This is a genomic window from Campylobacter showae CC57C (assembly GCF_000344295.2).
GTDB classification, from domain to species: Bacteria; Campylobacterota; Campylobacteria; order Campylobacterales; family Campylobacteraceae; genus Campylobacter_A; species Campylobacter_A showae_B.
The window spans coordinates 1-12,960 of sequence record NZ_AOTD01000047.1; the positions used below are offsets into that span (position 1 = coordinate 1).

12 protein-coding genes and 1 pseudogene are annotated in these 12,960 nt (G+C 44.4%); 11 read left to right on the forward strand and 2 right to left on the reverse strand.

All coding sequences use genetic code 11. The features are described from left to right. Positions 1 to 1,188: AAA family ATPase (locus tag H740_RS02015; protein ID WP_002950755.1), on the reverse strand; the 1,188-nt coding region annotated here is incomplete at its 3' end. Positions 1,189 to 1,381: 193 nt separating this feature from the next. On the opposite strand from H740_RS02015, the gene H740_RS02020 reads away from it, so the two are divergent. The 11 genes and pseudogenes from H740_RS02020 (at position 1,382) to H740_RS02070 (ending at position 12,061) form a co-directional block, all read left to right on the forward strand. After that, complete coding sequence (locus H740_RS02020) at positions 1,382 to 2,671, forward strand: S41 family peptidase (protein ID WP_034957015.1); 1,290 nt, start codon at positions 1,382 to 1,384, stop codon at positions 2,669 to 2,671. 11 nt (positions 2,672 to 2,682) lie between these two features. After that, positions 2,683 to 3,399: a phosphoribosylaminoimidazolesuccinocarboxamide synthase gene (purC, locus tag H740_RS02025; protein WP_002947778.1), complete on the forward strand. Its 717-nt coding sequence runs from the start codon at positions 2,683 to 2,685 to the stop codon at positions 3,397 to 3,399. 1 nt (position 3,400) lies between these two features. Continuing rightward, on the forward strand, positions 3,401 to 3,661 hold the full coding sequence (purS, locus tag H740_RS02030; protein WP_002950757.1) for a phosphoribosylformylglycinamidine synthase subunit PurS: 261 nt from the start codon (positions 3,401 to 3,403) through the stop codon (positions 3,659 to 3,661). After that, positions 3,658 to 4,323 (forward strand): phosphoribosylformylglycinamidine synthase subunit PurQ, encoded by a 666-nt coding sequence (gene purQ / locus H740_RS02035; protein WP_002950758.1) that lies wholly within the window; start codon positions 3,658 to 3,660, stop codon positions 4,321 to 4,323. Before purS ends, purQ begins: the two co-directional genes overlap by 4 nt. Further along, positions 4,317 to 5,669 carry an SH3 domain-containing protein gene (locus H740_RS02040; protein WP_002950759.1) on the forward strand — a complete coding sequence of 451 codons (1,353 nt, stop codon included), beginning with the start codon at positions 4,317 to 4,319 and terminating at the stop codon, positions 5,667 to 5,669. The genes purQ and H740_RS02040 overlap by 7 nt, the downstream gene beginning before the upstream one ends. Beyond that, on the forward strand, positions 5,656 to 6,342 hold the full coding sequence (locus H740_RS02045) for a lysophospholipid acyltransferase family protein (protein WP_002950761.1): 687 nt from the start codon (positions 5,656 to 5,658) through the stop codon (positions 6,340 to 6,342). The genes H740_RS02040 and H740_RS02045 overlap by 14 nt, the downstream gene beginning before the upstream one ends. Positions 6,343 to 6,482: 140 nt before the next feature. Then, complete coding sequence (locus tag H740_RS02050; RefSeq protein ID WP_002950764.1) at positions 6,483 to 7,379, forward strand: hypothetical protein; 897 nt, start codon at positions 6,483 to 6,485, stop codon at positions 7,377 to 7,379. A gap of 124 nt (positions 7,380 to 7,503) precedes the next feature. Next, on the forward strand, positions 7,504 to 8,430 hold the full coding sequence (locus tag H740_RS12060) for a hypothetical protein (protein WP_002950765.1): 927 nt from the start codon (positions 7,504 to 7,506) through the stop codon (positions 8,428 to 8,430). A 331-nt stretch (positions 8,431 to 8,761) separates the two neighbouring features. After that, on the forward strand, positions 8,762 to 10,615 hold the full coding sequence (gene htpG, locus H740_RS02060) for a molecular chaperone HtpG (protein ID WP_002950767.1): 1,854 nt from the start codon (positions 8,762 to 8,764) through the stop codon (positions 10,613 to 10,615). Between the two features lie 227 nt (positions 10,616 to 10,842). Beyond that, a pseudogene (locus H740_RS02065) lies at positions 10,843 to 11,348 on the forward strand (PAS domain-containing protein). Beyond that, complete coding sequence (locus H740_RS02070; RefSeq protein ID WP_002950769.1) at positions 11,345 to 12,061, forward strand: hypothetical protein; 717 nt, start codon at positions 11,345 to 11,347, stop codon at positions 12,059 to 12,061. Before H740_RS02065 ends, H740_RS02070 begins: the two are co-directional and overlap by 4 nt. Positions 12,062 to 12,185: 124 nt before the next feature. Here the strand turns inward: H740_RS02070 and H740_RS02075 are convergent. Beyond that, positions 12,186 to 12,960, reverse strand: a 775-nt coding sequence (locus H740_RS02075; protein WP_002950770.1) for a glycosyltransferase, incomplete at its 5' end; no start/stop codon positions are given.

Below are 12,960 nucleotides of genomic sequence, written 5' to 3' on the forward strand. Positions count from 1 at the left end.
CTCGTCGATGAGATCGATCGCTTTATCCGGCAAGAAGCGGTTTGAGATGTAGCGGTCACTTAGCTTTGCCGCCGCAACCAGCGCGCTATCGGTGATAGTTACGCCGTGGTGCACCTCGAGGCGCTCTTTTATACCGCGTAAAATTTGAAGCGCTTCGTTTACGCTAGGCTCTTTGACGTCGATGGGCTGAAAGCGGCGTTGCAACGCGGCGTCCTTTTCAAAATACTTGCGGTACTCTTTTAGCGTCGTTGCGCCCACGGCGTGTAGCTCGCCTCTAGCAAGCGCGGGTTTTAGGATATTTGCCGCGTCCATGCTGCCTTCGCTAGCTCCAGCGCCCACGATGGTGTGGATCTCGTCGATAAAGAGGATGATATTTCCGGCGCTTTTTACCTCGTTTATGACGGCTTTTAGCCTGTCTTCAAACTCGCCGCGGTACTTCGCGCCCGCGATCAGCGCACTCATATCAAGTGCGATCACTCGTTTGTTTGCTAGGCTAGTAGGCACGTCTTTTGCCACGATTTTTTGCGCTAGACCCTCGACGATAGCGGTTTTACCCACGCCAGGCTCGCCTAATAAAATAGGATTATTCTTGCTCTTTCTTATTAAAATTTGCATCATGCGCGTGATCTCTTCGTCGCGCCCGATGACTGGATCGAGCTCCTTATTTAGAGCCTTTGCGGTTAGATCGATGCCGTATTTCTCAAGACTATCTAGCGTCTCGTCGCTGGTTTGGCTGTCTATCTTGCGCCCTGCCCTGATGCTTTCTAAATTTTTGCGGATCTCTAAAACGTCGGTAAATTTGCCTAAAATTTGCTTGATCTCAGGCAGCTCAAGCGCCGAAATAATCCAGGTATCTACCGCGATATAGCTATCTCCGAGGCTCACCATCAGGGCTTTTGCGCTTTCAAGAGAGTTTATGAGCTCCTTTGAAATTTGCACGTTTTCCTTGCTGACGTTTGAGCTTGTAGGTAGCTGTGCGGCTTTGCTTTTTACTTCGAGCTCGACCGCGTCTTTACTTACGTTCATTTTATTAAAGACTTGGTTTAGTAGCGAGCTGCTATCTGCGACCTGAGCCCAAAGCAAGTGAAGCGGAAACGTTTGCGGGTTTTTCGCGTGTATCGCTAGCGCGACGCCCTTTTCTATCAGCTCTTGCATTTGTGCGGTTAAATTTTCGCCTAAATTCGCCATTTTTTCTCCTTTAGTTTATATTGACCGTATTATATAACTTTAGTCGATTATTGTCAAGTTATCTAAGTGATATAATATAAATACTTACGAAATAAAGTTAAATTTTATTAAATCTTTTATCCTATTTTTAGGCAAATTTAACTAAAATAGCCCCACTTAAAAAGGCAGGAGATTAACTTTGAATAAAAAAAAGATGTTTTTGTTTTCAAGCGTTGCGAGCGCGATGATTTTCGGAGCCGTTTTTAGCGCAAATTTAAATGCTAAAGCGACCGAAGACGGCTCAAATTCTAAACTACAATCGCTCTCAAAACTCACAAAAACCATTTCTACTATCGAAAAATATTATGTTGATGATTTGCAGTTTAAAGAGATCGTGGATAAGGCCATAGAGGGGCTTTTAAACAACCTTGACGCGCATTCGGGATTTTTAAACGAAAAGGCATTTAAAGATATGCAGGTGCAGACAAACGGCGAATTTGGCGGACTTGGTATAACCGTCGGCATGAAAGACGGCGCACTAACAGTCATCTCGCCTATCGAAAATACGCCTGCGGATAAAGCTGGTATAAAAAGCGGCGACATCATCCTGCGCATCGACGGCAACGCGACTCTAGGCACCACCATAGACGAAGCGGTAAATAAAATGCGCGGCAAACCAAAGACACCTATTACGATAACTATCGTGCGAAAAGGCGAGCAAAAGCCGTTTGACGTCAAGCTCGTGCGCGACATCATCTCGGTCGAGTCCGTTTACGCAAAGATGATCGAAAAAGACAACATCCTATATCTTCGCGTGACAAATTTTGACAAGCACGTAACCGAAAAGGCCGAGGAATTTATCAAAAAATATCCAAAAGCCGAGGGTATCATACTAGACCTTCGCAACAACCCGGGCGGACTTTTAAACCAAGCGGTCGGGCTAACTAATTTGTTTATAGATAGCGGCGTGATCGTATCTCAAAAGGGCAGAAACGAGAGCGAAAATAGCGAATTTAAAGCCGCAAGAGCAAATAAAATCACAAATTTACCGCTAGCTGTACTAGTTAACGGCGGAAGCGCAAGCGCAAGTGAGATCGTTAGCGGTTCTTTGCAAGACCACAAACGAGCCGTTGTTATCGGCGAAAAGACATTTGGCAAAGGCAGCGTGCAGATCATCCTGCCTGTGGACGACAAAGAGGCTATCCGCCTAACTATCGCGCGCTACTATTTGCCAAGCGGCCGCACTATCCAAGCAACTGGCGTGGAGCCTGATATCATCGTATTTCCTGGCAAAGTGCCTCAGCAGGATGAAAATGCATTTTCTATAAAAGAGAGCGAACTAAAAAAACACCTAACCAACGAACTGAGTAAAATAGACGCAAATAGCGACAAAAACGCTACGAAAATCACGGACAATAAGACTATAATAACTGAGGCTAACGTAAACGACGATATACAACTAAAATCGGCGATTGACGCGATCAAAATTTTACAGCTAAAATAAGGAGTGCAAAAATGCAAAAAAAAGAGCTGATCTACGAAGGCAAAGGAAAAAAGATGTTCGCAACGGACGATGCGAACTTGCTAATAGCGGAATTTAAAGACGATCTAACCGCCTTTGATGCGCAAAAAAGAGGTAACGAAGCCGGTAAAGGCGCGCTAAATAACAAAATTTCGACGCAGCTTTTTCATCTTTTAAAAGAAAAAGGCATCCCGACTCACCTGGTCGAAACCCTAAGCGACACCGAACAGCTCGTGAAAAAATGTGAAATCATCCCGCTTGAAGTGGTCGTGAGAAATATCGCAACCGGCTCGCTAACAAAGCGTCTTGCGATAAAAGAAGGCACGGTTTTGTCGTTTCCATTGGTAGAGTTTTACTACAAAAACGACGATCTGCACGATCCGCTCGTAAATGACGAACACTGTCTAATCATGGGCTTAGTTAAAAGCGAAAACGACCTTGACAGACTAAAGCACATGGGTCGCGAGATAAACGCTATTCTATTTAAATTTTTCGCAGACAGAAACTTAAAATTAGTCGATTTTAAAGTCGAATTCGGTGTCGATAAAGACGGAAATATCCTGCTAGCAGACGAAATTAGCCCCGATAGCTGCCGCTTTTGGGACGCTACTACGAACGAAAAGCTTGATAAAGACAGATTCCGTCAGGATCTTGGCAGCGTAAAAGTCGCCTACGAAGAAGTTTTAAAAAGAATTTTATCTAAGGTTTAAAATGAAAGCTACCATCAACGTATCCCTAAAAAATGGCGTTTTAGACCCGCAAGGAAAGGCTGTCGAGCACGCACTCGGATCGCTTGGATTTAACAACGTAAGCGGCGTGCGAATAGGCAAACAAATCGTGCTGGATATAAACGCCGCAAGCAAAGACGAAGCGCGCGCCGAGCTCACCAAAATGTGCGAAGAACTGCTCGCAAACACCGTCATTGAGGACTACGAGATAAATTTGAACGATAAATGCGAGAGCGCAAAATGAAAGTCGCCATCGTTTTGTTTCCAGGCACAAACTGCGAGCAAGATACAAAGTACGCCTTTGAGCTTTTGGGTTGCCAGACACAGATAATCTGGCACAAAGAAAGCAAGATAAATGCCGATCTTATCGTGCTTCCGGGCGGATTTAGCTACGGCGACTACCTACGCACGGCAGCTATCGCTAAATTTAGCCCGGCGATGAGCGCGGTCGTAAAACACGCCCAAAAAGGCGGATACGTGCTTGGCATTTGCAACGGTTTTCAGATGCTGTGCGAGCTAAAACTGCTTGCAGGCGCGATGAGACGAAACGAAAATTTAAGCTTCATCTCAAAATATCACCACCTAAAAGTGATCTCAAACGCAAACAAATTTCTCTCAAATTTGAGCGTCGGCGAGGTCGTAAACATCCCGATCGCTCACGGCGAGGGTAACTTTTACGCCGACGAAGCGACGCTAAAAGACCTCTACGACAACGATCAGGTGCTGCTAAAATACTGCGACGCAAACGGCGCAGAACTAAATCCAAACGGCTCGGTCGACGAGGTAGCCGGAATTTGCGATAAGAATAAAAAGATATTCGGCCTCATGCCTCACCCAGAGCGTGCCTGCGAGAAGTTTTTAGGTACGGACGATGGACTAAAGATGCTAAAAGGGCTAGTTTGCTAAAGCCCTTTTTAGTCTTTTTTACTATATTTGTTTTAGCTTGCGGGGCCACTGAGCCTAGCGTATTTGATATGATGGGCGACGAGCAAAGCCAAAAAGTGATCAAGCCTGCTCCCCAAACGCCCGCGCAAAAGCCAAATTTACAAAACAGAGCGCCGAACACACAAAATAGAACTCCAAGCCAGACGCAAAGTACGGCTACACAAAATAGAGCTCCCGTAGTGCAAAGCCAAGCCGTAAGCAACCAAGGCGGTACGCATCTGCGCCAGCCTATCCCGCAAAATATCGCACCTACCAACGAACCAGAGCTAAATTTAAAAGACAGCCAGCTCTACGAGCGTGTGCAGCCAAACGACATCATCATCAAGGCTTTAAACACGCCGAAACAAGTCTACGTCGGGCAAATTTTTAGCTTTACGCTCTCGGTCGATATCCAGGATAACATCGCCGTTGATCTGCAAACTATCTTGCCAGAAACCGAAAACCTAAAATGGCTAAGCTCAAATTTGCGCTGGGATAACGACGGTAAAGGGGTTTACAAGGCTCAAATTTACGCTGAGGCCTCCGCCGAGGCCGTGAAAAGTCCAAAAATCACTGTAAATTTAAAGCGCAACGGCGAGTTTTTTCAGACGGCAAATTTGACGCTTTCGCTACCTAGAATCGTAGCGCTAAAAAGCGGCGAGAAATACAATCACGTTGTCGCCCAAAATCTCGAAGTCAAAAAATACAAAACCAATAAATTCGACGATAAAAATCTCATCATGATCGTCGAAGTAAACGCACAAAAAGGCAACATCGCGGACTTTTTCATCGAGGATAAGGACATCATCAAGCAAGGCGTGGACTCCACGAGCGGCGAATTCGACGCGCAAAGCGGATATTATTTCGCGATCTTTTCGCCTGAAAAAACCTCGATCGATTTTAACTACTTTAGTCTCGCAAAAAAAGATTTCGTGAGCTTTTCGCTCCCGGTAGTCGTGGAGGATGACGAGATCAGCACGCAAATCGGGCTAAATCCAAAGCAAAGCAAATTTGAAATTTACAAAAATATCGGAGTTTACGCGCTTTTCGGTATTTTCTTGATCACGTTTTTGTTTAAGCGCGACGCGATATTTCTTGTCGTCGTGGTCGGCCTTGGAGCCTATATCCTTTATAGCTACAACCCGTTTGGCGGCGCGACGCTAAGACAAAACATAAACGTAAAAATTTTGCCTACGCAAAACTCAAGCGTATTTTATACCTCAAAAGCGGAGGAAAAGATCGAGATCCTCGGCGAGCGCGAGGACTACGTCAAAATTTTACTAGACGACGGCAAGATAGGCTGGGTGAAAAAAGATGATATTTTCTAGGATAAAGGCCGCGTATTTCGCGGTCGAGTTTCTCATCAGTATACTTTTGGTCGTATTTTTTATGTGGCTTTTTAAAAAACATATTCACGGCGTGAGGAAAATTTGGGGTAGGAGCCAGCGATTTTTCGGGTTTTATTCGCTCGAAGTCGTCGGCAACTTCGACGAGCGGGCGAATATGATCATTATGAACCACCAAAGCATGCTAGATATCGTCGTTTTAGAGGAAGTCTATCCTAAAAATCTCTGCTGGATCGCCAAAAAAGAGATAGCCGACCTGCCAGTGATCGGTCAGATCATCCACGTGCCGCAAATGATCTCGGTAGAGCGCGAGAATAAACGCTCACTCATCAAGCTCGTAAAAGACGCGCAGGACCGCGTCGAAAAAGGGCGCGTGCTGGCGATTTTCCCCGAAGGAACGCGCTCGCACTCAAGGGAGCTTTTGCCGTTTAAAGGCGGTGCGAAAATCATCGCCGACAAGCTAAATCTAAAAATCCAGCCCATCGTGATCACGGGTTCGGACATCTTGGATGTGAAAAATTTTAGCTTTAAAAGCGGCAAAATCAAAATCATCTGCCTAGATCTCATCGATACCGCCGACCCTGAGTGGCTAGAAAACGCAAGAGCTAAAATGCAAGAAACGCTCGACAACGAGAGGCAAAAATCGGCGGTCTAAAACGCCTGTTTTTACCGCGAATTTGCCTCGTGCGTAATTTTAACCTGAAATTGAGTCGAATTTACCGCGAACGAATTTGTGTTTTAAGCCCGCAAGCCAAATTTGACCGCCTCGTAAAAGCCTTAAATTTAGGAGGATTTATGAAAAAGTTCGCCGTTATATTTATGATTTTAACTCAAATTTTATTTGCTTCAAATTTGTCTGAGCCAGGCCTTGAGATCTTTTTCGATGAAAATGCTACAAGCAAACAAATAGACGCTGGGCTTGATCAAATTTTAGATTTTTTATCGCAAAACCCGCACCGCATAAACGACGAATACGGCGAATTTGACGACCGCCTTTTTTCGCCTTTTATCTACAACCTAAAAATCATAAAAACAGGCAAATTTGACTTTGAACGCATAGAAAAAGCACTCAAATTTAAACCGGATCTAAACTATAAATTTATGATTTTCACGCCTATTGACGCGGTTATTGCACTTGGTATAAACCCTGACGGCAAATATAAATTTGATCAAAAAGAAACGATACGCCTCATCGACCTACTCTTAGCAAACGGTGCAGATATCGGCTCGCCCGAACTTTTGCACTTGGCTTGCAATGCCGAGGCGTTTGAGATTTTTAGCCCCCTTCTTAGCAAAGGTGCGCGCGGCAACAAAGAAACGATGCTTTGCGTGGCTGGTGGGATAGCTATTTTTATGGGTCAAAACGGCGCCCCGCCGATCGCAAACGCTCCGCTTGATCCAAAAATAAGGCAGTTTGCAAAAACCTCAAAATTTACCGAATTTTACAGCGATAAAATGCGCTACCTCGAGGAGCTGCTAAAATTTAAACCGCTTAGCGAATTTGAGGCTAAAGAACTGGAAATTTTTACAAAACTAGCCGCGATCTTAGACAGCGAGGATATGGTTAAGTTTCTGCTAAAAAACGGCGTTTGCAAAGATGAAAAGCTACGAACTTCGTGCGAAAATCTCAAAAAGTACGCGACCCGCTACGACGCAAAAGAGAGTCTAAAGCTGATAAACGAAGTCAGATAGTTAAAAAGCGGCATAAAGCTAAATTTTAAGGGCAAAATTAAACAAGACGGCCCGAGTTAAAAATTTAGCCCGCTAGACTTGGGCTAAAATTTTAACTCGGCGTATCTAAATTTAAGGATGGATGATGAAAATTTCTTTACGATTTTTGCCGCTCGCCCTGCTCTTTTTATTTGTGCCGCTTTTTGCGCTAGAGCAAGACGAAGCGATCAAGGCTTGCGAGCAGCCAAAATCCGCGCCTGATTTTAGGATTTTCTACGACGAAAACTCTACGAGCGAGCAGATAGACGCTGGGCTTGATCAAATTTTGGATTTTTTGCGGCAAAACCCGCACCGCATAAACGACGAGCTGGGCGAGTATTGCGACCGACTTTTTACGCCTTTTATATTTAACGCTAAAATGTACAACACGGGCAAAATCGACTTTGAGCGGATAGAAAAAGCGCTCAAATTTAAGCCCGATCTAAACTACAAAACCCTCATTGCTAGCCCTATTTGCAACTCCACTTTGCTACTGATGCCGCTTCCCTCAGGACAAAAGTCCAATCTTAGCGAAGCTGACGTCATCCGCCTCGTAAAACTGCTGGTTAGGCACGGAGCGGACGCGAACGATAAATTTATTTTAAGCTGCATTTACAGCGCGGACGGCTTTGGGATTTTTAAAGAGCTGCTTAGCATGAACGCCGATATGAGCGAGACACCTTGGCAAATTGCGCTGGATATGCGCTCCTTTGCTCATGAAAACGGCGCTACTTTAAAGTTTGGCGAGGCTGTAAATTTAAAGGCGGCGCAGTTTGGAAAAAGCGTGAAATTTAGGGAATTTTACCGCGAGAAAATGAGATATTTCGAGGAGTTTTTAAAATTTAAAAGCCTAAAAGAGATTAACAAAGGCGGGCTTAGATTTTTTATAGAGACGAATTTAGCGCTTGATAACGCCGAGTCGGTCAAATTTCTGCTAGAAAACGGACTTTGCGAGCTGGCGGACGAGTGCGAGTTTTTAAGAAAAAAGGCGAAAATTTACGAAGCGGCGGAGATTTTGAAGCTTAAATTTTAAAACGCGCTTTAAAAAGCGAGCGTCAAAAGGCTAAAACCCAAAATTTGACGCCTACATTTAAAAAACCAAAATCCAAATTTACCGGCCGCGTTTAAAATCAAATTTTAAACTTGCCGCCGAAGTTTTTTAAGCTCAAATTTAGCGCCCAAATTTCAAAAACCCAAAAACCCAAAAACCCAAATTCCAAATTTGACATAATTTACCATCCAAGCAAACGTCAAATTTGAGAAACAAATTTTAGATTAGTTGATAGTAGTTGTATCAAGTTTAAAGATATTCTTAGCACCTTGTGCTATAATCTGCTAAAAATTTTAAAAACAAAGGACGAAAAATGAGCGAAAAATTTGAATTCCAAACCGAGGTAAACGAGCTGTTAAATTTGATGATACACTCGCTTTACTCAAACAAAGAGATATTTTTGCGCGAGCTAATCTCAAACGCAAGCGACGCGCTGGACAAGCTAAACTACCTCTGCCTCACGGACGACGCGTACAAAAGCCTAAGCTACTCCCCGCGAATCGATATCAAAATAGACAAGGACAAAAAGACGCTAACGATCAGCGATAACGGCATCGGCATGGACAAAAACGAGCTGATAAACAACCTCGGAACCATCGCTAGAAGCGGTACGAAGGGCTTTTTGGACAAGCTAAGCGGCCAAGCTAAAAAAGATAGCGCGCTCATCGGACAGTTTGGCGTCGGGTTTTATTCGGCATTTATGGTTGCGGATAAGATCGAAGTAGTGAGTAAAAAGGCGCTTGGCGAGGAAGCCTTCATGTGGAGCTCGGACGCAAAAACCTACGAAATCTCGCCCGCGCAAAAAGACAGCCACGGCACCTCAATCACGCTTTATCTAAAAGATGGCGAGTTTGCCGAGTCCTACCGCATAGAAAACATCGTCAAAAAATACTCTAACCACATCCCGTATCCGATATTTGCGGATAAAGAAGAGTACGTAGCACCTAAAGAGGGCGAAAAAGAGGGCTCGTACGAGACTAAAAACGTGCGGATAAACAAAGCATCCGCACTTTGGAAAATGAGCAAAAGCGCGCTAAAAGACGCCGACTATAACGACTTTTATAAGCAAATCTCGCACGACAGCGAAGATCCGCTACTTTACGTGCACACCAAAGCCGAGGGCAAGATCGAGTACACTACCCTATTTTTCGTGCCGGCGTCAGAGCCGTTTGATCTATTTCGCGTGGACTATCAAAGCGGCGTGAAACTCTACGTCAAAAGCGTATTTATCAGCGACGACGCCAAAGAGATGCTGCCGCCATATCTTAGATTCGTCCGTGGCATCATCGACGTTGAGGACCTGCCGCTAAACGTCAGCCGCGAAATCCTACAAGAAAACAGCATAATGCGCAGCGTCAAAGAGCAAAGCGTCAAGAAAATCCTGGGCGAACTAGCTAAGCTAAAAGAAAAAGATAGAGAAAAATACATTAAATTTTATAAAATATTCGGCAAGGTGATCAAAGAGGGGCTTTACGGATTTAGCAGCGAAAAGGAGCAAATTTTAGACCTTTGCCTCTTTAAATCAAGCAAGCGCGAGGGGCTAGTCAGCCTAAAAGAGTACAAAGATGCGATGAAAGACGGTCAAAAATCGATCTACTACATCAGCGGAAACAACGAAACGATGCTAAGAAATTCGCCGCTCTTAGAGAGTTTTAAGGCTGAAGGAATAGAAGTGCTCATCATGGACGAGGAGATAGACTCTATCGTCATGCCGATGGCCCAAGACTACGACAAAACGCCGATAAAAGCGGTAAATCACACCGATATCGATGCCGAGATCAAGTCTGAAAAAGACGAAGCCGACGAGGGTAAATTCGCCGCGCTGCTAGCTAAGATGAAAGAGATACTAAAAGACGAGGTCAAGGACGTGAAGCTAAGCTCGCGCCTAAGCCAAAGCCCCGCCGTCATCGTTTACGACAAAAACGATCCCGACTACGCTACGCAGATGATGCTAAAGCAGATGGGGCATAGTGCGGGTAAAATTTTGCCGATACTGGAGATAAATCCAAAGCACGAGCTCTTTGAAAAGCTATCTCAAAACGAGGCGATGATCTATGATGCGGCGGAGCTACTTTTAGATATGGCTAAGCTAAACGAAGGCGTCGCTATCGACGATCCGTCGGCGTTTAGTAAAAAGCTAACTAAAATCTTGCTAAAAGCGATCTAAATTTAAGCCTTTTTCGGTTCGGCGGCGGAGTTAAATTTGCCGCCGAGCTTTTTAAATTTAAGCTCAAATTTGCACTCCAAAATCCGCTCGCCCTACCCTTAAATTTACGGCGTCAAATTTGACCTAAAAGACGCTTACCATGCTCGCCGAATGCTAAATTTAAAAAGGCCAGTAAGCTACATTTGCGTAATATTTGGTTATAATTGCTGAAAAATTTAAGGTATGAAGTGAACGAAAGTAAAGAATACTTCGTAAAAGAAGAAGATTTTATCGTATCAAAAACCGATCTAAAGGGCAGGATAACCTACTGCAATCAGCCGTTTTTAAAGATCGTCGGCGCGACGCAAGAGCAGCTTTTGCACAAGCCGCACAATATCATCAGGCATCCCGATATGCCGCGCATCGTGTTTAAGCTGCTGTGGGAGCGTATAAAGGCAAAGCAAGAGATATTTGCGTTCGTTAAAAATAAGAGCTTTGACGGCGGATTTTACTGGGTATTTGCCAATATTACGACCTCGCTAGATGCTAACGGCGAGATTATCGGTTACTACTCCGTTCGCCGTAAGCCAAATCCAGAAGGCGTCAAATTTATCGAAGGCATATATAGGCAGCTGCTTGAGGCAGAAAAAGCGGCAGCATGGAGGCCTCAAGCAAGTTACTGGGGCAAATTTTAGCCGGCGCCGGTGTCAGCTATGACGAGTTGGTACATAAACTTCAGCGAGGACAGATATGAGGCAGCATCCTATCTCAGGCGATATAATTAAGCTAAAAAACGAGCTTAACGAGCTTGAAAAAATGGACATCAAACCGCAAGAAGCGATCATGAGCGCCGCGCAGTTTAGCGCTCTAGCAAGCGCGGTCAAAGAGCGAGGGACAAAGGCTAGCGGATATTTTTCGGCCGTTTTTGACAACGAGGATTATTATGCTAACGTCAGTGCCTATCTCTCGCAGATCCTACTAGAGATATCGCTAAAAAGCGAGAAAAATGGCATAAGCACGGCGGCAAATCAAAAACTCCAAGTCGCTGCGAAAAACATCAAGGATATAACCGAGCTTTTACAAGCTCAAAGCGCCATCATGCAAAAATACAAAAGGCGAAGCTTTTTTGACAAAGATGCGGCTCGTCTGCGCGCCGTAAAGAAGCAGCTAGCCGAGCTACTTAAAACGCAAACAAGACTAGATAAGATACTAAAAACGCAGGCTAGTATTATTTCAAACGTGATTTTAGGTGAGTTTAAGATGGCGTATAAATTTTTACTTTACTCTGTTTTTTTAGCAAAAAGCAGAGGTGATCAGCTCCTTTTGGCCGAGATAATCAGCGTATGCGACAAGATCGCTGCGATGATAGAACCGGTTTTTAGCAGTCAAAGCCTGCAAACCGGCGAGCTCGTGTGTCACTATCTGGTTTACGAACTGCGAGAGCTGAAAGATGATTTGATAAACTAATCTTTTTGCTTTTTTATATTGCAATTTTTACAAATTTAGCGCACTTGAACTGCGGCGAATTTATTCGTGTTTTTCAAATTTGCATTAATCCAAAGATATTTAAATTTAACGCTCTGCCGTAAATTTAAATATCTTTTAAAATTTCATCCGCTATTTTTTCCACGCCGCCGTTATCTATCTGCCCAGAAAGCTTGCTTGAAATTTGCGCTATATCTATCTCGTTTATCAAATTTAGCATCTCATCCGCGTCGATTTCGCCGCCTTTTTGAAAGCAAAATTTGGCCAAATTTTGATCCACTAGAAATTTCGCATTAAAGACCTGATGGTTGTTTGCGGCGTAAGGATAAGGCACGAATACGCTAGGCAGTGCATTTGCCGTGAGTTCCCACAGCGTGCCCGCCCCTGCGCGGCTTATCGCTAGATCGGCACGGCTCATCTTAAGCTCTATTTTGGGATCAAAGTCAAAAAGTTCGAGTTCGTCGCCAGCAAGGCCTAGGTTTTTGTACTCCTCTTGTAAGCTCTCAAGCGCGTTTTTGCCGCACTGATGGATGATTTTTACGCCTTTTTCTTTAAAAACTGGAGCCAGTTTTAAAGCTATCGAATTTATCGCCGCCGCACCCTGCGAGCCGCCTAAAAATATCACCGTTTTTAGCTCACTGCGAAGCCTAGCCGTACTAAAAAATCTCTCCGCAACGGGGTAGCTAAAGACAGGCTTAAAATACGAGCTAAAAAAGCCCTTTGCAAGCGGTTTTAAGAGCTTGTTTAGGTTGCCTATCACTGCGTTTTGCTCGTGGATAAAAAGCGGCGTGCGCGAGATGATGGCCGCAAATGCCGCAGGCGCCGCACTGTATCCGCCCACGCTAACAACGGCTTTTACGGCGTGTGTCTTAAAAATTTTG

Bases quoted from the DNA above. Each gene is read 5' to 3' on its own strand.
- H740_RS02020 (WP_034957015.1), top strand. From the start codon at position 1,382: ATGTTTTTGTTTTCAAGCGTTGCGAGCGCGATGATTTTCGGAGCCGTT.
- purC (WP_002947778.1), top strand. From the start codon at position 2,683: ATGCAAAAAAAAGAGCTGATCTACGAAGGCAAAGGAAAAAAGATGTTC.
- purS (WP_002950757.1), top strand. From the start codon at position 3,401: ATGAAAGCTACCATCAACGTATCCCTAAAAAATGGCGTTTTAGACCCG.
- purQ (WP_002950758.1), top strand. From the start codon at position 3,658: ATGAAAGTCGCCATCGTTTTGTTTCCAGGCACAAACTGCGAGCAAGAT.
- H740_RS02045 (WP_002950761.1), top strand. From the start codon at position 5,656: ATGATATTTTCTAGGATAAAGGCCGCGTATTTCGCGGTCGAGTTTCTC.
- H740_RS02050 (WP_002950764.1), top strand. From the start codon at position 6,483: ATGAAAAAGTTCGCCGTTATATTTATGATTTTAACTCAAATTTTATTT.
- H740_RS12060 (WP_002950765.1), top strand. From the start codon at position 7,504: ATGAAAATTTCTTTACGATTTTTGCCGCTCGCCCTGCTCTTTTTATTT.
- htpG (WP_002950767.1), top strand. From the start codon at position 8,762: ATGAGCGAAAAATTTGAATTCCAAACCGAGGTAAACGAGCTGTTAAAT.
- H740_RS02070 (WP_002950769.1), top strand. From the start codon at position 11,345: ATGAGGCAGCATCCTATCTCAGGCGATATAATTAAGCTAAAAAACGAG.